At 71.0% G+C, this 20,809-nt stretch carries 14 protein-coding genes; 6 read left to right on the forward strand and 8 right to left on the reverse strand.

Annotation, left to right across the window (positions count from 1 at the left end; genetic code table 11):
* Window positions 1–14 precede the first annotated feature (14 nt).
* The 5 genes from ACZ5TL_RS34885 to ACZ5TL_RS34905 all read left to right on the forward strand — a co-directional run bounded on the left by ACZ5TL_RS34885 (window position 15) and on the right by ACZ5TL_RS34905 (window position 10,413).
* Window positions 15–923, forward strand: coding sequence for a sugar ABC transporter permease (locus ACZ5TL_RS34885; RefSeq protein WP_468594794.1), 909 nt, complete (start codon window positions 15–17; stop codon window positions 921–923).
* Window positions 924–1,095: 172 nt separating this feature from the next.
* The gene (locus ACZ5TL_RS34890; protein WP_468594795.1) at window positions 1,096–2,844 is read left to right on the forward strand and encodes a glycoside hydrolase family 13 protein; all 1,749 of its coding nucleotides are present in this window, start codon (window positions 1,096–1,098) and stop codon (window positions 2,842–2,844) included.
* Between the two features lie 119 nt (window positions 2,845–2,963).
* Window positions 2,964–4,337: an alpha-amylase gene (locus ACZ5TL_RS34895; RefSeq protein ID WP_468594796.1), complete on the forward strand. Its 1,374-nt coding sequence runs from the start codon at window positions 2,964–2,966 to the stop codon at window positions 4,335–4,337.
* Window positions 4,338–4,514: 177 nt separating this feature from the next.
* The gene (gene pulA / locus ACZ5TL_RS34900) at window positions 4,515–9,968 is read left to right on the forward strand and encodes a pullulanase-type alpha-1,6-glucosidase (protein ID WP_468594797.1); all 5,454 of its coding nucleotides are present in this window, start codon (window positions 4,515–4,517) and stop codon (window positions 9,966–9,968) included.
* 88 nt (window positions 9,969–10,056) lie between these two features.
* Window positions 10,057–10,413, forward strand: coding sequence for a 5-carboxymethyl-2-hydroxymuconate Delta-isomerase (locus tag ACZ5TL_RS34905; protein WP_468594798.1), 357 nt, complete (start codon window positions 10,057–10,059; stop codon window positions 10,411–10,413).
* A 36-nt stretch (window positions 10,414–10,449) separates the two neighbouring features.
* Here the strand turns inward: ACZ5TL_RS34905 and ACZ5TL_RS34910 are convergent, their stop codons facing one another.
* From ACZ5TL_RS34910 to ACZ5TL_RS34920, 3 genes are all read right to left on the reverse strand, one after another.
* Entirely contained in the window at window positions 10,450–11,139 is a 690-nt protein-coding gene (locus ACZ5TL_RS34910; RefSeq protein WP_468594799.1) for a TetR/AcrR family transcriptional regulator, read from the reverse strand.
* A gap of 106 nt (window positions 11,140–11,245) precedes the next feature.
* Window positions 11,246–13,171: a hypothetical protein gene (locus ACZ5TL_RS34915; RefSeq protein ID WP_468594800.1), complete on the reverse strand. Its 1,926-nt coding sequence runs from the start codon at window positions 13,169–13,171 to the stop codon at window positions 11,246–11,248.
* 41 nt (window positions 13,172–13,212) lie between these two features.
* A complete protein-coding gene (locus tag ACZ5TL_RS34920) occupies window positions 13,213–13,740 on the reverse strand; it encodes a tetratricopeptide repeat protein (RefSeq protein WP_468594801.1) in 528 nt (175 codons plus the stop codon).
* A 163-nt stretch (window positions 13,741–13,903) separates the two neighbouring features.
* On the opposite strand from ACZ5TL_RS34920, the gene ACZ5TL_RS34925 reads away from it, so the two are divergent.
* Window positions 13,904–14,356, forward strand: a complete 453-nt coding sequence (locus ACZ5TL_RS34925; RefSeq protein ID WP_468594802.1) for a hypothetical protein — start codon at window positions 13,904–13,906, stop codon at window positions 14,354–14,356.
* Between the two features lie 72 nt (window positions 14,357–14,428).
* Here ACZ5TL_RS34925 and ACZ5TL_RS34930 read toward each other — a convergent pair whose 3' ends face one another.
* From ACZ5TL_RS34930 to glnII, 5 genes are all read right to left on the reverse strand, one after another.
* Window positions 14,429–15,970, reverse strand: coding sequence for a DUF1996 domain-containing protein (locus ACZ5TL_RS34930; protein WP_468594803.1), 1,542 nt, complete (start codon window positions 15,968–15,970; stop codon window positions 14,429–14,431).
* A 203-nt stretch (window positions 15,971–16,173) separates the two neighbouring features.
* The gene (locus ACZ5TL_RS34935; protein ID WP_468594804.1) at window positions 16,174–16,827 is read right to left on the reverse strand and encodes a response regulator; all 654 of its coding nucleotides are present in this window, start codon (window positions 16,825–16,827) and stop codon (window positions 16,174–16,176) included.
* Window positions 16,818–18,083, reverse strand: coding sequence for a sensor histidine kinase (locus ACZ5TL_RS34940; protein WP_468594805.1), 1,266 nt, complete (start codon window positions 18,081–18,083; stop codon window positions 16,818–16,820). The genes ACZ5TL_RS34935 and ACZ5TL_RS34940 overlap by 10 nt, the downstream gene beginning before the upstream one ends.
* A 97-nt stretch (window positions 18,084–18,180) precedes the next feature.
* A complete protein-coding gene (locus tag ACZ5TL_RS34945) occupies window positions 18,181–19,191 on the reverse strand; it encodes an NAD-dependent epimerase/dehydratase family protein (RefSeq protein WP_468594806.1) in 1,011 nt (336 codons plus the stop codon).
* Window positions 19,192–19,420: 229 nt separating this feature from the next.
* A complete protein-coding gene (glnII, locus tag ACZ5TL_RS34950) occupies window positions 19,421–20,452 on the reverse strand; it encodes a glutamine synthetase (RefSeq protein WP_468594807.1) in 1,032 nt (343 codons plus the stop codon).
* Window positions 20,453–20,809 lie beyond the last annotated feature (357 nt).

Here is a 20,809-nt window from a genome sequence, read left to right on the forward strand (position 1 = left end):
GGCAGGAGTCCGAAATGAGTACGACCACCGTCGAGACCTCCGCCCCTGCGGCCGAGCGGCGCCCCGCGCACGCCCCCGGCAAGGTCCGCCGCCGCGGCGAGCGCGGCCGCGCGGCTTCCCTCGCCGCACACGCCGTGCTGATCGGCGCGAGCCTGACCGCGCTCTTCCCGATCGCCTGGCTGGTCTTCCTGTCCCTTGGACCGGACAAGGACGACTACCTCCACCCCGGGCGCATCTGGGGCAAGATGGCGCTCGACAACTACGCCTTCGTCCTTCAGGACACCAACTTCTTCCACTGGCTGAAGAGCACCCTGATCGTGGGGCTGGGCACGACGCTCATCGGCGTCGTCGTCGCCGCGTCCACCGGCTACGCGGTCTCCCGCATGCGCTTCCCGGGCTACCGGAAGCTGATGTGGGTGCTGCTCGTCACCCAGATGTTCCCGATCGCGGTACTCATCGTGCCGATGTACCAGATTCTGTCGGATCTGCAGCTCATCGACAGCTACCTTGGTCTCATCCTTGTCAACTGCACCACGATCGTGCCGTACTGCGCCTGGCTGATGAAGGGCTATTTCGACACCATCCCGTTCGAGATCGACGAGGCCGGGCGCGTCGACGGGCTGACCCCCTTCGGCACGTTCGCGCGGCTGATCCTGCCGCTCGCCAAGCCGGGACTCGCGGTCGCGGCGTTCTACAGTTTCCTCACGGCCTTCGGTGAGGTCGCGTTCGCCTCGACGTTCCTGCTGAGCGACGACAAGTACACCTTCGCCGTCGGTCTGCAGACGTTCGTCAGCGAGCACGACGCCCAGCGCAATCTGATGGCCGCGACGGCTGTGCTGATCGCGATACCGGCTGCCCTGTTCTTCTACCTCGTGCAGAAGAACCTGGTCACCGGGCTCACCGCCGGTGGCACCAAGGGGTGACCCTGTTCGAAGGCCGGCCGCGGCGCCGTCGTGGCCGGTCGCGCAGTTCCACGCGCCCCTGCCGGGGTGCGTGGGGGCGGCCGCGGCGCCCATCCGACCCCGCTGTGCCGCGGCAGCCCGAACCCCACCCACGCTTCCCATGACCGACATCCTGTGACGCATCAAGGACGACATGAGCCAGCACTCAGCTGCACCTGCCCCCACCTCCACCCCCACGTCCGCAGTGGCCGTCGCCAAGCGGCGCGACTGGTGGCGGGACGCGGTGATCTACCAGGTGTACCCGCGCAGCTTCGCCGACAGCAACGGCGACGGCATGGGTGACCTGGAAGGTGTCCGCACCCGCCTGCCATACCTGCGCGACCTCGGCGTGGACGCCGTGTGGCTCAGCCCCTTCTACGCCTCGCCGCAGGCCGACGCCGGCTACGACGTCGCCGACTACCGGGCCGTCGACCCCATGTTCGGCAACCTCCTGGACGCCGACGCGCTGATCCGCGACGCCCACGGCCTGGGCCTGCGGATCATCGTCGACCTCGTGCCCAACCACTCCTCCGACCAGCACGAGTGGTTCAAGCGGGCCGTCGCCGAGGGCCCGGGCTCCCCCCTGCGGGACCGCTACCACTTCCGCCCCGGCAAGGGCGAGAACGGCGAACTGCCGCCCAACGACTGGGAGTCGATCTTCGGCGGCCCGGCCTGGACCCGGGTCACCGAACCCGACGGCACGCCCGGCGCGTGGTACCTGCACCTGTTCGCCCCCGAGCAGCCCGACTTCAACTGGGAGCACCCGGCCGTCGGCGACGAGTTCCGCTCCATCCTGCGCTTCTGGCTGGACATCGGCGTCGACGGCTTCCGGATCGACGTCGCCCACGGCCTGGTGAAGGCGGAGGGGCTGCCCGACCTTGGATCCCACGACCAGGTGAAGCTGCTGGGCAACGATGTCATGCCGTTCTTCGACCAGGAGGGCGTGCACGAGATCTACCGGCAGTGGCGGCTGGTCCTCGACGAGTACGCGGAAAGGAAGGGGCCCGAAGGGCCTTCGTCAGAAGGGCGGTGGCGGGAGACGGGCGGGCGGATCTTCGTCGCCGAGGCGTGGACGCCGACCATCGAGCGCACCGCCCACTACGTCCGCCCGGACGAGCTGCACCAGGCCTTCAACTTCCAGTACCTCAGCACCCACTGGGACGCCGGGGAGATGCGCGAGGTCATCGACCGCACCCTGGAAGCCATGCGCCCGGTGGGCGCCCCCGCCACCTGGGTGCTGTCCAACCACGACGTCACCCGGCACGCCACCCGGTTCGCCAACCCACCCGGCCTCGGCACCCAGATCCGCCTGGCCGGCGACCGGGAACTGGGGCTGCGCAGGGCCCGGGCCGCGAGCCTGCTGATGCTGGCGCTGCCCGGCTCGGCCTACGTCTACCAGGGCGAGGAGCTCGGCCTGCCCGACGTCGTCGGCCTGCCCGACGAGGTGCGCCAGGACCCGGCCTACTTCCGGGGCGCGGGCCAGGACGGCTTCCGCGACGGGTGCCGGGTGCCGATCCCGTGGACCAGGACGGGATCGTCGTACGGCTTCGGCGACGGGGGGAGCTGGCTGCCGCAGCCGGAGGGGTGGGGCGAGCTGAGCGTCGAGGCGCAGACCGGTGTGCCCGGCTCGACGCTGGAGCTGTACCGGGCCGCGCTCGCCGTGCGCCGTGAGCAGCCCGACCTCGGCGCCGGCGCGTCCGTGGAGTGGCTGCGGGCGCCCGAGGGCGTGCTCGCCTTCCGGCGCGGGGAGTTCGTGTGCGTCGCGAACACCACCGGCGAGTCCGTGGCCATGCCGGCGTACGGCCGGGTGCTGGTCGCGAGCGGGGAGATCATCCAGGTCGATGACGAGGCCAAGGTGCCGGCCGACACCACGGTGTGGTGGACCACCGCGGTCACCGCCTGACTTTCCGTTGAATTTCGCACGGCCCGCTGCCCTTTCGGGCAGCGGGCCTTTAACATCTGCGTCACCGCAAGGTTTCTGAACCTTGCAGCAAAAACCTTCAAAGACGAAGGGAACCCCACATGGTACGCAGACACCTCTCCGCCGCCGTCGCGCTCGCCGCGGCTGTGGTTGTCATGAACCCGACTAGTGCCCAGGCCTCCCCACCGGGCACCAAGGACGTCACCGCCGTCCTCTTCGAGTGGACGTTCGCCTCCGTCTCCCGGGAGTGCACCAGCACCCTCGGCCCCGCCGGATACGGCTACGTCCAGGTCTCCCCGCCCGCCGAGCACATACAGGGCCCGCAGTGGTGGACCTCGTACCAGCCGGTCAGCTACAAGATCGCCGGCCGGCTCGGTGATCGCGCGGCCTTCCGGAGCATGGTGAACACCTGCCACGCGGCCGGTGTGAAGGTCGTCGTCGACACGGTCGTGAACCACATGTCGGCGGGCAGTGGCACCGGCACCGGCGGCTCGTCGTACACGAAGTACACCTACCCCGGCCTGTACTCGTCGTACGACTTCGACGACTGCTCCTCCCGGATCAGCGACTACCAGGACCGCTGGAACGTCCAGCGCTGCGAACTACTCGGCCTCGCCGACCTCGACACCGGCGAGGATCATGTCCGCAGGGCCATCGCCGGCTACATGAACGACCTGCTCTCCCTCGGCGTCGACGGCTTCCGCATCGACGCGGCCAAGCACATGGACGCCGCCGACCTCGCGAACATCAAGTCCCGGCTGAGCGATCCGTCGGTGTACTGGAAGCAGGAGGTCATCCAGGGCGCCGGCGAGGCCGTCCAGCCCGCCGAGTACACCGGTAACGGCGACGTCCAGGAGTTCCGCTACGCCTACGACCTCAAGCGGGTCTTCACCCACGAGAACCTCGCCTACCTGAAGAACTACGGCGAGGGCTGGGGGTACATGAGCAGCGGCGTCTCCGGCGTCTTCGTCGACAACCACGACACCGAGCGCAACGGCTCCACCCTCAGCTACAAGGACGGCGCCACCTACACCCTGGCCAACGTCTTCATGCTGGCCTGGCCCTACGGCGCCCCGGACCTCAACTCCGGCTACGAGTTCACCGACCACGACGCCGGTCCGCCGAACGGCGGCCGGGTGAACGCCTGCTGGCAGGACGGCTGGAAGTGCCAGCACAACTGGCCGGAGATCAAGTCCATGGTCGGCTTCCGCAACGCCACGCGGGGCCAGCCGGTCACCGACTGGTGGGACAACGGCGGCGACCACATCGCCTTCGGCCGGGGCGGCAAGGGCTTCGTGGCCATCAACCACGAGTCGGGCTCGCTGAGCCGGACCTACCGGACGTCGCTGCCGGCGGGGGCGTACTGCGACGTGCAGAGCAACACCCCGGTGACCGTCGACTCCGGCGGGCAGTTCACCGCGACGCTCGGCGCGCACACGGCTCTCGCCCTGCACGCGGGCAAGTCGACCTGCTGAACGCGAGCGCGCCGAACAGCCGCCCCTCGGGCACCCCGAGGGGCGACTCCCGGTCCCCCGAGGGTCGTTGAAAATTCTTTCTCATGGTTTCAGGACTCTTGCTGTAAGCGTTTCGGCGGCGATACGGTCGCGCGGGGTCGGACCCGAGAGAGCCGCAATCGCAAGGAGTTCACGTCAGTGATACCGAGATGGCCGGTGCCGTCCAGGCGCCGAACCTCCCGTGCCGGGCGGGTCGCCGCGGTCACCGCCACCGCGCTGGCCGCAGCACTCGTCCAGCCGCTCGCCGCCGGGGCCGCCACCTCGCCGGCGCCCCCGTCCGACGCCAGGCTGGCCGCCGAGCCCGCCCGCCACGACGCCACCCGTGAGCAGTTCTACTTCGTCCTGCCGGACCGTTTCGCCAACGGCGACCGCCGCAACGACGAGGGCGGCCTGAGCGGCTCCCGCCTCGCCACCGGCTACGACCCCACCGACAAGGGCTTCTACCAGGGCGGCGACCTCAAGGGCCTGACCCGAAAGCTCGACTACATCAGGGGCCTCGGCACCACCGCCCTGTGGATGGCCCCGATCTTCAAGAACCAGCCCGTGCAGGGCACCGGCGCTGGGGGTACCTCCCAGGCGTTCGGCACTGGGGGAGCCTCCGCCGGCTACCACGGGTACTGGATCACCGACTTCACCCAGGTCGACCCGCACTTCGGCACCAACAAGGACCTCGAGACCCTCATCGACAAGGCTCACGACAAGGGCATGAAGGTCTACTTCGACGTCATCACCAACCACACGGCGGACGTCGTCGACTACGAGGAGAAGTCCTACGCCTACCTCTCCAAAGGGGCGTTCCCGTACCTGACGAAGGACGGCGTGCCCTTCGACGACGCCGACTACGCGGACGGGCGCCGGGACTTCCCCCCGGCCGACCGCGGCTCCTTCCCGCGCACGCCCAACGTGACCAGGAACAACAAGGTCCCGTCGTGGCTCAACGACCCGACGATGTACCACAACCGCGGCGACTCCACCTTCGCCGGTGAGAGCTCGGCCCACGGCGACTTCTCCGGGCTCGACGACCTGTGGACCGAGCGGCCCGAGGTCGTGCGCGGCATGCAGCGGATCTACCAGCGCTGGGTGCGGGACTTCGACATCGACGGGTTCCGGATCGACACCGTGAAGCACGTCAACATGGAGTTCTGGACGCAGTGGGCGACCGCCCTCGACGCGTACGCCGCCAAGCGGGGCCGGGACGACTTCTTCATGTTCGGCGAGGTCTACTCGGCCGACACCTCCGTCACCGCCCCCTACGTCACCCAGGGCCGGCTCGACGCCACGCTCGACTTCCCCTTCCAGGAGGCGGCCCGCCAGTACGTCTCGCAGGGCGGCAGCGCCCAGAAGCTCGCGAAGGTCTTCGGCGACGACTACAAGTACACGACCGGCAGGGCCAACGCGTACGAGCAGGTCACCTTCCTCGGCAACCACGACATGGGCCGGATCGGGACCTTCCTCAAGCAGGACGACCCCAAGGCCACCGACGCCCAGATCCTCGCCAAGGACCGGCTCGCCAACGAGCTGATGTTCCTCAGCCGCGGCAACCCCGTCGTCTACTACGGCGACGAGCAGGGCTTCGCCGGCGCGGGCGGCGACAAGGACGCCCGGCAGACCATGTTCGCCTCACGTACCCCCGACTACCTCGACGACGACCGGATCGGCACCGACCGCACCCACGCCGAGGACGCCTACGACACGAGAGCACCGCTCTACCGCCACATCAGCGCTCTCGCCGAGCTCCGCAAGGCCAACCCCGCTCTCACCGACGGCGTCCAGCAGCAGCGGTACGCGGCCGACGGGCCGGGCGTGTACGCCTTCTCCCGCACGGACGCGAAGCAGCGCACCGAGTACGTCGTCGCCTTCAACAACGGGGCCGAGGCGAAGACGGTGACCTTCCCGACCGGCTCCACCCGCATGGCCTTCAAGGGCATCTACGGCACCGACGCCGCCCTGAGGAGCGACGGGGACAAGAAGCTCACGGTCACCGTCCCGGCCGGTTCGGCGATCGTCCTCAAGGCGGCCGGAAGGCTCGCCAAGCCCGTCACCGCGCCGACGATCACCCTGGAGGCCCCGGCCGCCGGCGCCACCGGCACCGTCGAACTCGCCGCGGACGTCGACGGCGGACAGCTCAACCGTGTGGTCTTCGCCGCCCGGACCGGCAACGGCAGGTGGCAGCCCCTCGGCTCCGCCGACCACGCCCCGTACAAGGTCACCCACACCATCGGCAAGGACGTGGCGGCCGGCACGGCCCTGCGCTACAAGGCCGTCGTGGTCGACTCGGCCGGCCGCACCGCGAGCGCCCTGGCCGCCTCCACCACCGGCACCCCGCCCGTCGACGAGCCGCCCACGGCGTCCTCCCGCGACTACGCGATCGTCCACTACAAGCGCACGGACGGGGACTACGCCGACTGGGGACTGTACGCCTGGGGCGACCTCGCCGAGGGCGAGGCCACACCATGGCCCGACAGCCACCCCTTCACCGGCCGGGACGCCTACGGAGCCTTCGCCTACGTCAAGCTCAGGCCCGGCGCCTCGAACGTCAACTTCCTCGTCGTCGACAAGGACGGCGACAAGGACGTCTCCACCGACCGCACGATCGACGTCACCCGGACCGGCGAGGTCTGGATCGAGCAGGGCAAGGAGACCGTCACCACCGAGCGCCCCGCCTATCCGGCGCCCGACAAGAGCAAGGCCGTCCTGCACTACCACCGGGCTGGGGGTACCTCCCAGGCTTTCGGCTCTGGGGGAGGGAACTACGACGGCTGGGGACTTCACGTCTGGACCGGCGCCGCGAACCCCACCGACTGGTCGACCCCCCTGAAGCCGGTGAAGACTGACTCCTATGGCGCGGTTTTCGAGGTGCCGCTCACCGAGGGTGCCACCAGCCTCAGCTACATCGTCCACAAGGGCGACGAGAAGGACCTGCCCACCGACCGCTCCCTCGACCTCGGGGCGGACGGCCACGAGGTGTGGCTGTTGAGCGGCCAGCACAAGCACCTGCTCCCGCAGCCCGCGGTCAGTGCCGCCGCCCTCGACCTGACCACGTCCAAGGCCGTCTGGATCGACCGGAACACCGTCGCCTGGAACGGCTCCGAGGCCGCCGCCTCCACCCAGTTGCTGTACTCCCGCGACGGCTCGATCGAAGTGAAGGACGGCACCCTGACCGGGGACGCGAAGTGGCTGCGGCTGTCGAGGACCGAGTTCAGCGACGCCCAGAAGGCCGCCTTCCCGCACTTGAAGGAGTACGACGCCTTCAGCGTCGACCCACGCGACCGCGACCGGGTCCGCGAGGCCCTGCGCGGCCAGGTCGTCGCCACGCAGCGCGCCGCGAACGGCGCCGTGCTCGCGGCCACCGGCGTCCAGATCGCCGGTGTCCTCGACGACCTGTACGACGCCACGCGGGCCGACCTGGGGCCGACGTTCTCCCGGGGCCGCCCCACCCTGTCCGTGTGGGCGCCCACAGCGCAGTCCGTCGCCCTGGAACTCGGCGGCAGGACCGTCCCCATGCGCCGCGACAGCACCACCGGCGTCTGGTCCGTCACCGGCCCGAAGTCCTGGAAGGGCAAGCCCTACCGGTACGTCGTCAAGGTCTGGGCGCCCAGCGTCCGCGAGGTCGTCGTCAACAAGGTCACCGACCCCTACGCCCTCGCCCTCACCGCCGACTCCGAGCGCAGCCTCGTCGCCGACCCGGACGACAAGGCGCTCAAGCCCGCCGGCTGGTCGACGTACACCAAGCCCGAGGCCGTACCGCTGCGGGACGCCCAGATCCAGGAGCTGCACATCCGGGACTTCTCCGTCGAGGACCGGACGGCCAAGCACCCCGGCACCTACCTGGCCTTCACCGACAAGGCGAGCGACGGCTCCCGGCACCTGCGCGAACTGGCGAAGGCGGGCACCTCGTACGTCCATCTCCTGCCCGCCTTCGACATCGCCACCATCCCGGAGCGCGAGGCCGATCAGGCGAAGACCGACTGCGACCTCGCCTCCTACCCGCCCGACTCGGACCGGCAGCAGGAGTGCGTAGGGAAGATCGCCGCGAAGGACGCCTACAACTGGGGCTACGACCCGTACCACTACACGGTCCCGGAGGGCTCCTACGCCACCGACCCGGACGGCACGGCCCGCACCGTCGAGTTCCGCAAGATGGTCAAGGCCCTCAACGACGACGGCCTGCGGGTCGTCATGGACGTCGTCTACAACCACACCGCGGCGAGCGGCCAGGACAGGACGAGCGTCCTCGACCGGATCGTGCCCGGCTACTACCAGCGGCTCCTCGCCGACGGCTCGGTCGCGAACAGCACCTGCTGCGCGGGCACCGCCCCCGAGAACGCCATGATGGGCAAGCTGGTCGTCGACTCGGTCGTCACCTGGGCCAGGGAGTACAAGGTCGACGGCTTCCGCTTCGACCTCATGGGCCACCACCCCAAGGCCAACCTCCTGGCGGTCAGGAAGGCCCTCGACGCCCTCACACCGGAGAAGGACGGCGTCGACGGGAAGAAGATCATTCTCTACGGCGAGGGCTGGAACTTCGGCGAGGTCGCCGACGACGCCCGCTTCGTCCAGGCCACGCAGAAGAACATGGCCGGTACCGGCATCGCCACCTTCTCCGACCGGGCCCGCGACGCCGTGCGCGGCGGCGGCCCCTTCGACGAGGACCCCGGCGTCCAGGGCTTCGCCTCCGGCCTGTACACCGAACCCAACTCGTCGAAGAACAACGGCACCCCGGCCGAGCAGAAGGCCCGTCTGCTGCACTACCAGGACCTCATCAAGGTCGGGCTCTCCGGCAACCTCGCCGGCTACCGGTTCACCGGCACCGACGGCAAGGAGGTCAAGGGCTCCGAGGTCGACTACAACGGCGCCCCCGCCGGATACGCAGACGCCCCGGGCGACGCCCTCGCCTACGCCGACGCGCACGACAACGAGTCCCTGTTCGACGCCCTCGCCTTCAAGCTGCCTTCCACGACGAGCGCGTCCGACCGGGCCCGGATGCAGGTCCTGGCCATGGCGACGGCCGCCCTCTCGCAGGGCCCGGCCCTCTCCCAGGCGGGCACCGACCTGCTGCGATCCAAGTCCCTGGACCGCAACTCCTACGACAGCGGCGACTGGTTCAACGCCGTCCACTGGAGGTGCGAGGACGGCAACGGCTTCGGCCGCGGACTGCCTCTGGCGGCCGACAACGCCGGCAAGTGGCCGTACACCCGGCCGCTGCTGACCAAGGTCAAGGTGGGCTGCGAGCAGATCGAGGGCGCCTCGGCGGCCTACCGCGACCTGCTGCGGATCCGGACGAGCGAGCGGGACTTCTCCCTCGGCACGGCCGAGCGGGTGCAGGCCCGGCTGTCCTTCCCGCTGTCCGGCACGGACGAGACGCCCGGAGTGATCACCATGCGGCTCGGTGACCTCGTCGTCGTCTTCAACGCCACCCCCCAGCGGCAGGAGCAGCGCGTCCCCGCACTCGCCGGGACCGGCTACCGCCTCCACCCGGTGCAGGCGGCGGGAGCTGACGCCACCGTCAAGTCGTCGTCCTACGCGGCGGAGTCGGGCACGTTCGCCGTTCCGGCGCGCACGGTCGCCGTCTTCACCCGGGCCGCCGGATAACGCACCGGATCAGGTGGGGCGGACCGCGACCGGCGGCCCGCCCCACCTGCGGCTAGGGTGAACCCATCGACCTGGAACAGGAGTGCTGATGCCGCAGATCACCGTCGACTATTCCGCCGACCTCGCGGACGATTTCGACCGGCCCGGGTTCGCGAAGGCGCTGCACGAGGCGACGGTCGAGATCGCGGCCGCCAAGCCGCCGGCGTGCAAGACGCGGTTCCGCCCGACCGAGGACATCGTGGTGGGTGCCGAGGCCGAGGGGCACGCCCATGTGCACATCCACATCGCGCTGCTCGCCGGCCGCACCGGCGAGACCAAGGCCCGGCTCACCGAGGCCGCGCTGGAGCTGCTGCGCCAGCACCTGAAGCCCACCGGGGGACGGGCGCTGCACGCCTCCGCCGAAGTCCGTGACCTGGACGCCTCGTACCGGAAGTACGAGAGCTGAGAGACCTCGTACCGGACGTACGGGAGCTGAGGGGCCTCAGCCCGCCAGGGCCAGCAGCCGGCCGGCCAGGTCCGCGAACGGGCCGTCGGCCGGCTCGTCCTCGACGATGCCGCGCAGCAGCGCGGCCATCTCCTCGTCGTAGGCGGCGCTGACCGCGGCGAGCGCGGCGAAGTCGTTGACGAGCTGGGGCTCCAGCTCCTCACGCGGGATGCGGCGGCCGTCCAGCCAGATCAGCGCCGTCGACTCGGCGAGCGAGATCCACGACCGCACGACCAGTTCGAGACGCGCGGGCGGATCTGTCACGCCCAGGTGCGAAAGGATCTGGACATACGCGGCCTGCCGTACGGAGTCGATGAGCGCGTTGGTGGTCGACGAGCCGACGGCCGGGCCGCCGCGCATGAGGGCGGAGAAACCAGGCCCGTGCTCGTCCACGAAGTCGAAGTAGCGGTGCATCACGCGCAGCAGCCGCGTCCCCAGCGGGCCTTCGCGCGGTTCCACGAATCGGGCCGCGAGATCGTCCGAGGCCCGCTTCAACGCGGCCTCGTACAGGCTGAGTTTGCCGGGAAAGTAGTGGTAGACCAACGGGCGTGAGATGCCCGCGGCCGACGCTATCTCGTCGATGGAGACCTCGTCGGGCGAGCGGCGGCTGAACAGTTCGAGGGCGACGCCGATCAACTGCTGCCGCCGCTCCTCGACTCCCATTCTGCGGCGTACCCCGGTAGTCATACGAACACCTTACCGATCGATTCCAGCCTCGAACGGGCCGGATCGATCGCCAAGGAGCACGCGAGTCCACCGGGCGGCTTTGGGAACCGCCCGTCAGCTCAGCCGGTCAGCTCAGCCCGCCGAGGGAACGCCCGTCCTTGAGCGTGCCCTTCAGCTCGGCCCGTGCCCCCTGCTCGGCCGGCACGGTCAGCAGGCTGCTCCGCGCGGCCCCGTCGACTCCGCCCGTCGCCCGGATCGAGGCGGTCTCCCGGCTGCCGGCGGCCAGCATGTACCAGTCGCCCGCCTTCGACTTCCACAGCACCCCGGCCAGGACGTGCGGGTCGCGCGGCCCGCACGCCGGGACGTTCTCGGCCTTCGCCGCGACCGCTCCGTACGTCCCGCCCGGCGTGTGGAACTGCGCCAGCACCCGCGCCCCGCCGCCCCGCCAGGTCTCGGCCCGGGTGCACACCCACGCGGCGGAGCCGCTCGCGTCGGGCAGTGGCTGCTTGTTGAACGCCCAGGCGTTGACGGTCCGCACCCCCGCGGAGCGCACCGTGCCCAGCGAGCAGGCGAACGGCTCCCAGGTGCGCAGCGCCGCCGCCCCGGACGCCTCGCCCGGCGACCCGGGCCGTCCGGCGGTCAGCCGGGCCGGGACGAGTTCGCCGAGGTCGGTCAGCAGCCGGGTCCGGGTGCCGTCGGTCAGCTGCAGCACGTTCCACGAGGTGCACGGGCCGGACCGCAGGGCCGGGCTGGCCAGCGGCGCGGTCACCCCGTCGGTGAGGGTGAGGTCCATCGCGCCGGATCCCGGCTTCATCAGGTCCCGCTCGCCCGCCCTCGCCACCCAGGGGGCCGTCAGATAGCGGACGTTGCCGTCGGCCCGGCCCAGGACCACGGCACCGGCCTCGGCCCGCCCGGCGCCGTCGACCCGGGCGAAGTCGAGGGCGGCGCCCTGCGTGCCGTCCTTGGGTTCGGCGTACCGGGCGATGCGCAGACCGTCGTGGAGGATCACCACGCGGGCCGCGTCGACCGTCCCCGCGTACAGCAGCTGGGGCGGTCCGGCCGGGCCGCCGGACGGGGTGCCGGGTGTCACGGAGACCTGCACCGTCTCGCCGGGGCGGGCCCAGACCGCGAGGGCGCGGCGCAGCAGGGCGTTGTCGCCGGTGAGATCGCCGCGGGCCGGCCACACGGAGAAGTCGGTGCGGGCCGAGCCGCGCCACGCCAGGGGAGGGACCCTGGTCAGTTTCGCCGGGTTCAGGGCGGCCTGGGCGGCCGGGTTGCGCGCGTACGGGGGCGCGGCGGCGCCGTCGGGTCCCCAGCCCTCGCCGGGCAGTCCGAGCAGCGCCCCGCACACCAGCAGGGCCGCCCCGGCGGCCAGCGCGGCCTTCAGGTGCTGGCGGCGGCGCATCAGGTCGGTGGGGCGGGCCTGGAGCGAGCAGGGGTCGAACTCGGGGGAGTCGAGCAGTCCGTACTGCGCGGGCACCCCGCCGGACTCCAGCAGCGCACCCTCCGGGTCGGCGACGCCCGCGGCCGCGAGCACCTCGCACACGCCGTCGTCCGTGAGCCGCTCCAGGCCGCGCAGGGCGTACGCGGCCCGGGCCGGGCCGGACAGGGTGGACAGCCGCTGGTCGAGGGCGAGCTCGTCGGCGCCGCCGGAGCGCGGGAACAGCTTCAGCCCCCACACCTGCGGCAGCAGCGGCGGCAGCTGGGACCTCCTCGGCCACGCCCTGAGCCTCAGCGGCAGCCCCGCCTCCAGCGCCGTACGCAGCACCTGCAGACGGATCAGTGCGTAGCCCGGGTCACCGTCCCGGCCGGTCGACTGCGCCGGGATCACCGGGGCCGGGGTGCGGTTGCGGGGGAGTGCGCGCTGGGTGAGGGCGTGTGCGGTCAGGACGCGCCTGCTGCGGCCCAGGCCCGGCGGCAGCACCAGGTAGGCCAGGCGGACCAGCCGCGGGTAGTGCTCGACGAGAGCGGCCTCGGCCTGCTCGACGTCGACGACCGGGCCGGCGGCGGAGGAGGGGGGTGCGGGGCGCTGGGCGACATCCTGTGACTGCACGTTCAGCAGAACGAGCGAATCGTTGGATGGTCACCTGCCCCCTAAGCCCCCGGCCGCGCCTCGGGCTCCACGAGCAGCCGGGCGTAGTCCGCCATCGACCGCTGGTAGCGCGGCAGATGCGGGGCCAGGGCGCCCAGGGCCAGCGACAGTGCCTCGCGGTCACGGCCCAGGCCGGACAGACACAGGGCGAGACAGGCGCGCACGGCGTCGTCCAGCTCGTCGGACGGGGCGTCCAGTTCGGCTTCCAGCAGCTTGACGCCCTCCTCGGCCTGCCCGATGTTCCGCAGCGAGCTGGCCAGCTGGATCTTCGTGCGGCGGGCCTTGTAGGGGCTGACGTCGGCGAGGCCGAGTTCCAGCGCCTCCCGGTACAGCGGGACCGCCTTGTCCGAATGGCCCGTGGAGTCCCAGGCGCAGGCCCGCTCGAACGGTCCGTGCGGGCTGCCCTCGGGCAGTTCGGCGACGAGGGCGTCGACGTCGGCACGGAAGCGGGCCTCGTCCGCCCCGGTTTCGGCGTAGTCGTCGTACCGGTCCCACAGGGCGGCCACGCGGTCTTCCCAGTCCTTGTTCACCGGGACACCCTCGCACGGGAGTGCCCACGGTTTCAGGAGAACGTGAGCGCTTCGGGCGCCGCGGCCGTATCGATGGCGAGAGCCTCGTGCCGGGGCTCCGTGCGGCATGTGTCCGGACCGTGCCGTGGCAGGGACCGTGCCGTCACTAGGACCGGAGGAACAGATGAGGGTGACCCGACCGATGCTCGCGCTGAGCGGGGCGGTGGCGATACTGGCGCTGGCCGGCTGCGGATCCGGCGGCAAGGACGAGGCGGCCGTTCCGGAGACGGTGACCGGCAGCCTGGAGCACATCGCGGCCGAGGCCGAGTGCGAGCCGAACATGCAGACCGACGCGGACACCATCCGCCAGGCCCTGTGCAAGAAGGGCAAGGAGAAGTACGTCCTCGCCACCTTCGCGACCGACCGCGGCCAGCGCGAGTGGATCAACACGGCCAAGGACTACGGCGGTTACTACCTGGTCGGGCGCAAGTGGGTGGCCGTCGGCCATGAGGACGTGCTGCGGACGCTGCGCGGCACGCTCGGCGGCACCGTGGAGGTGGGGCTCAACCACGCGAGTCACGCCCCCGGCGGCGGCAAGAGCGACGAGCCGGCGCACTCCGGTCACCACGACAACTGACCGCGTCGCTTCGGCGGACACGCGAAAGCCGGCGGTGGGAGAACCCACCGCCGGCTTTTCTCTAGCGGTTCGTCACTCGCAGTCCTTGCCGCTGTTGATGCACTGGACCACCTTGTTCATCAGGTTCTCGTCCATGACGTTGATGAAGTCGTTGTGGTCGGTGATCGGCTTGTGCAGCTGCTCCGGGAAGCCGTCCACGGCGTACGGGTTCTGGACCTGACCGTTCTCGATGGTCGGGGCCGGCACGTCGTACACCAGGCGGGCCTGCAGCTGCGGGATCGCCTGGAAGCCGTTCGGGCAGCTGCCGTCGGCCTGGACGAACGCCACGTGGTCACGGTGGTTGGCGCTGTCGATGTTCTGTCCGTCCCAGCAGCTCTGGAAGTTGGACGTCCGCACCACCTGGCTGCCCTCGGGGCAGATCACGTACTTGTCCGTCACCTGCCGGTCCTCGAAGCCGGTGCAGCTGAACGAGGTGTTGGCGTTGGCGAGGCCGTTGGTGAAGGCCTTGGCGTCACCGGTGATGATGCGCAGGAACTTCGGCATCGCGACGACGTCGCTCTTCTTGTTGCCGACGAACTTGAGCTCCGCCTGGCTTGCCTTGAGGATCTTGCCGACGTTGCCCTCGGCGCCACCGCCCAGGTCGCCCGCGTCGAACTCCTGGGTGCCGTCCTGGAGACGCAGCACGGGCCAGTAGTACGTGGACTTGTCGGCCTGGTTCTGGCACGAGGTGGCGGCGTTGGCCAGGTCCTCGTCGCTGGAGAAGGCGTCGTTGTCCTGGTTGCCGACGTAGTCGTGCGTGTGGTGCGCGCCGTTGTCGACACCCGGGGCGACGATCAGGTTGTCGCTGTTGAACAGGTTGTTCTCGTTGACACCGCACTTCGCGGTGAAGGTGCCGGTGGAACCGGAGTCGCCGTTGGCGGCCAGCCCGTTCGGCAGGTCCCGGGAGTTCGGCTGGACCTGGTTGATGTCGACGAAGTCGGCGGCCACCGGGCCCGCGGCCCCGTTGCCGTTGTCGCCGACCTGGCCGCCGCCCTGGTCCTGGCCGTTGTCCTGGCCCTGGTCCTGACCGCCGTCGTTCTGGCCCTGGTCCTGACCACCGTCGTTCTGGTCGCCGCCCTGGCCGTTGCCGTCGTTGACCTCCGGCTGGTCGGCGGCCATGCCCTTGCAATCGGCGAGCTGGTCGAGCCCCTGCGGAGCCTGGCCGCCCACGCGCCGGATGTTGATCCCGATCCGGTCGATGACGGCGACCCGCTTCGACTTCAGCGGGCCGAGGATCGCGTTGTTGACGAATCCCGGGTCACCGGCCTGCGCCTGACGGGTGGAGGCGAGACGGGTGTAGGCCTCGGTGATCTGCTTGTCGAGGTTCGCCAGCTCCTTGTCCACCCCCTGGCGAGCACCGTCCGGCACGTCGGACAGCTTCTGTCCGACGTCCGGGCACTGGATCGTGGCGATCTGAGCGCCCGCGGACTTAGTCTGGTTCGCCGAGTTCTCCTCGTGCGCCGAGGCGTAGAAGTTTGCCCAGATCAGCCCGCCCCCACCGAGCGCTAGGGCCGCCGATGCGGCTACGGCCTTGGTGGCCAGCGGCGTACGGCGTTTTCTTGTGTTGCGTCCCATGGAACTCCTCTGACTTCCTTTTTCGGGGGCATCGAGGCGCCCGACAGGAGTGAAGCGGCGCCCTTTCATACGCAGGGCGTCCCACGGGTGTTCAGAGGTCCCGGAAACTGATGCGAGATTCGTGTGGACTCTGTGTCCTCAACAGCCCCTGGAGCACCGGGAGTTGTTGATCACCCACGGTGGGTGAGGAGACGAGTCCGGTTTCACCTGCCGTGGTCGAGATGCGCGAGAACCGCCAGCACGCGCCGGTTGTCGTCGTCCGAGACCTCGAGTCCCAGTTTGGCGAAGATGTTCGCCGTGTGCTTGGCGATCGCCCGTTCCGTCACGACGAGTTTCCCGGCGATCGCCCCGTTGGACCGGCCCTGCGCCATCAGCTCCAGCACCTCCCGCTCCCGGGGCGTCAGCCGCGCCAGCGGTTGGTCCTCGCCCGACTGCCGCGCCAGCAGCTGCTGGATGACCTGCGGATCCATCGCCGTACCCCCGGCGGCGACCCGCCGTACGGCGTCCACGAACTGCTCGGCGTCGAACACCCGGTCCTTGAGCAGATATCCGACCCCGCCGGCGCCGTCGGCGAGCAGCTCACGCGCGTACAGCTGCTCCACGTGCTGGGAGAGCACCAGCACCGGCAGGCCGGGCCGCTTCCGGCGGGCGTCGAGCGCGCACTGCAGGCCCTCGTCGGTGTGCGTCGGCGGCAGGCGTACGTCGACCACGGCGACGTCCGGGTCCAGCTCGGCCAGCGCGGCGGCCAGTTCGGGCCCGGACTCGACGGCCGCCGCGACGTCGAAGCCGTGCGCCCGCAACAGGCGGACGAGGCCGTCGCGCAGCAGGAAGAGGTCTTCGGCCAGCACTACGCGCAAGGGATCTCCACGGTGACCATGGTGGGACCGCCCGCGGGGCTGCTGACGGCCAGGACGCCGTCGAATGTACCGAGTCGCCGCTCGACCCCCGCCAGTCCCGAACCGGCCCCGATCACCGCGCCGCCCTTGCCGTTGTCGGTGACGGTCGCCCGCAGACAGCCGTCGGTGTGGTGCAGGTCGATCCAGATCCGGTCGGCGCCGGAGTGCTTCACGGCGTTCGTGAGCACCTCGCTCACCGCGAAGTAGGCGGCCGACTCCACGGGCGCCTCCGCCCGCCCGGGCAGGTCCACGCTCACCTCGGTGGTCACCGGCAGCCGCAGCGCCAGCGCCCGTACGGCGTCGCCCAGTCCGCGCTCGGCGAGGACCGGCGGGTGGATGCCCCGCACCAGCTCGCGCAGTTCGGACAGCGCCTCGACCGAGGACCTGCGGGTCTGCGCGATCAGCTCCTTGGCCTGGGCCGGGTCCTTGTCGAGGAGTGCCTCGATGGTGCCCAGGTCCATGCCGACGGCGACCAGCCGGGCCTGGGCCCCGTCGTGCAGATCCCGCTCGATGCGCCGCAGTTCGGCGGCGGAGGCGTCGACCGCGTCGCGCCGCGTCTCGGTCAGGACCCGCACCCGCTCGGCCAGTTCCTCCTGGCTGCCGCCGAGCACGGCCCGGGTGAGCCGGAAGTGGACGTCCAGCAGGCGCGGGGTGAGGAAGTGCGCGAAGAACAGCAGGATGACGGCGAGGACTCCGGCGCCGAGCGCGGACGCCTGGTCATGGACCCGCACGAACCCGTACCAGTACCCGCCTCCCCCGTCGAGGACGCGCCACAGCCCGGCCGCGATCGCGAACCCCTCCAGCGGATAGAGGAACAGCACGGCCGGGAGCAGCGCCGTGACGAACCCGGCGGTCATGTCGACCGGCAGCCAGCGCAGGTCCCGCCAGGTCGCCGGGTCGCGCAGCATCGCGACGGTGCACGTCCACGGGGCGGCGTCCTCCGGCAGCGGCCGGTACGCCGGCGGAATCCGCACCCCGCCCCACTCCGCCGCGAGCACCCGCCGCCGGTTCGCGAATGTCCGCACCCCCGCCAGCACGTACGGCGTCGTGACGAGCCCGACCCCGATCGGGATGAGCGCGAGGGAGACCAGGGCCAGGCAGAAGCACAGCACCGCCCCCGGCAGGGAGACGAGGGCCAGCGCCAGCCCCCGCACCGCGGCGACCCCGATGCGCCGCCCCGTCGTCCGCCCGTCGCTGTTCTGCGTGTCGATGGTCATGGCGTCAGTCTCGCCGAGCGGGAGTGCCCGGTCACGGGGCCGGGACACCCGGTCGGAGGGTGGTGCTGGGTACACCTCCGGGGCAGCGTGCGGTGACTCACGCGTCCGTGCCGGCTGCGAGCACCTTCGCCTCCACCTCCGGGTCGAGGCCCTTCCGCGTCCGGTCCGTCCGCTGGGGTGCGACACCGCCGATGCCGCGCAGCCAGTCCCAGGTGTCGGCCACGGTCTCCTCGACGGGTCGGCAGCGCAGGCCGGTCGCGAGCGCCCCTGAGACGTCGGCGCTGTGCAGTGCGTCGTGCAGGTCGCTGCCCGGCGGCACCCACACCGGCAACTGGACCCACGGTTCGATACCCGCGCCCAGGATCACCTCGGGCTCGGTCCACCGCAGCTCGGGAACGTCGCCCGTGACCCGCGCGCACGCCTCGAGGAACGTCCCCATCGTGGCGTGGCCCTGGGGACCCATCAGGTTGTACGGGCCGCTCAGCCCCTGCTCCACCGCGCCGAGGATCCATTGGGCCAGGTCCCGGACGTCGACGTACTGCAGGGGGAGGTCCCGCGGCCCCGGAGCCAGGACCGGGCCACCGCGCGCCATCCGGGTCAGCCACCACGGGAGGCGGCCGACGTTCTCGTACGGGCCGAGGATCAGCCCGGACCGCACGAGCACCGACCGGTCCTCGCCGAAGGCGTTCAGGACGGCCAGTTCACCGCCGCGTTTGTCGCGCGGGTAGTCGGTCCCGTCCGCGTCGGGGGACGCGCCCTCCACCAGGGGCGCGTCCTCGGTGTACCCGGCGGGCGGCGCCCACGCGTACACCGAGCAGCTCGACACGTACACGTACCGGCGGGCGCGGCCCCGCAGCAGCCGCGCCGCGTCCCGCACCGCGCGGGGCGCCGCCGACCAGGTGTCGACGACGACGTCCCACTCGCCCGCGTCCCCGGCGAGGGCGGCGAGCCCCCCGGGCGCGGTGCGGTCGCCGAGCAGCGACCGCACGCCCGGCGGCGCCGCGTGCCGCCCCCGGTGGAAGACGGTCACCTCCCAGTCCCGCCCCAGCGCCGCCTCCACGACGGCCCGCCCCACGAACTCCGTCCCGCCCAGCATCAGAAGCCTCATGCCGCAGACTCTGCCCGGCGGGGCGAGGGGCCGGAACGGTGATCTGCTGTCAGCAGACGGACCGGCCGGGGGAGGGAAAGGCAGGGGGAGGGGAGGGAAGGGGCCTCGGGTAAGCCGTCGGTGCACCAGGCAGCACCGGGCAACGCGAAGGGCGCCCACCGTGCGGATGGGCGCCCCTCGAGAGCTGTAAGCCGTCGAGCCGTCAAGCCGTCGAGCCGTGTGGCGTCGGTCAGACCTGGCCGGCCTTCTCCAGCGCCGTGCAGCAGGTGTCGACGATCAGGCGGGTCACCACGTACGGGTCGACGTTGGCGTTGGGACGGCGGTCCTCGATGTAGCCCTTGCCGTCCTTCTCGACCTGCCACGGGATACGGACCGAGGCGCCGCGGTTGGAGACGCCGTAGGAGTACTCGTTCCACGGGGCGGTCTCGTGCAGACCGGTCAGGCGGTCGTCGATGCCGGCGCCGTAGTTCTTGACGTGGTCGAGCGGCTTGGAGCCCTCGCCGAGGGACTCGCACGCGGTGATGATCGCGTCGTAGCCCTCGCGCATCGCCTTGGTGGAGAAGTTGGTGTGCGCGCCGGCGCCGTTCCAGTCGCCCTTGACCGGCTTGGGGTCGAGGGTGGCGGCGACGTCGAAGTCCTCGGCGGTGCGGTAGAGCAGCCAGCGGGCCACCCACAGCTGGTCGGAGACCTCCAGCGGGGACAGCGGGCCGACCTGGAACTCCCACTGGCCGGGCATGACCTCGGCGTTGATGCCGGACAGGCCCAGACCGGCCTTCAGGCAGTTGTCGAGGTGGGCCTCGACGACGTCACGGCCGAAGATCTCGTCGGCGCCGACACCGCAGTAGTAGCCGCCCTGCGGGGCCGGGAAGCCGCCCTTGGGGAAGCCGAGCGGGTAGCCGTCCTTGAAGAAGGTGTACTCCTGCTCGATGCCGAAGACCGGCTCCTGGGCCGCGAACTTCTCGGCGACCTCGGTCAGCGCGGCACGGGTGTTGCTGGCGTGTGGGGTGAGGTCGATGTTCAGGACCTCGCACAGCACCAGGATGTCGTCGCCGCCGCGGATCGGGTCCGGGCAGGTGAAGACCGGCTTGAGGACGCAGTCCGAGGAGTGGCCCTCGGCCTGGTTGGTGGAGGACCCGTCGAAGCCCCAGATCGGCAGCGCGTCGAGACCGGCGGGGGAGCCCGCGATGATCTTGGTCTTGGAACGCAGTTTGGCCGTCGGCTCGGTGCCGTCGATCCAGATGTACTCAGCCTTGAAGGTCACGGGCCACATCCTTCGGGGGTGTGTCTGGGCGCGTATCGCGGGTGCTGCGGCGCTGCGGCACTGAGGCGCCGCGATGTGTCGCCCGGCAGCCTGGCAACAGGCGATTTCCCGGCCATTGCTCGAATGTGAACCCCGTGTTACCGGGTGACGTTGTGCCGCACCTCACGCTGTGAGGGCGTTTCGGCGGCGCCGGGCGCCGGTCACCGGCTCCCCTCCGTCGAGCCGGTGACCGGCGCCTTGCGGACCTCACGCGCCGGTCCTGGGGGGGGGAGGGGGGGGGGGGGGGGGAGGGGGGGAAGGGGGGGGGGGGGGGGGGGGGGGGGGGGGGGGATGGCCCCGTTTTTTTTTGTTCTTTCT

This window comes from Streptomyces sp. NPDC033136 (assembly GCF_055578235.1).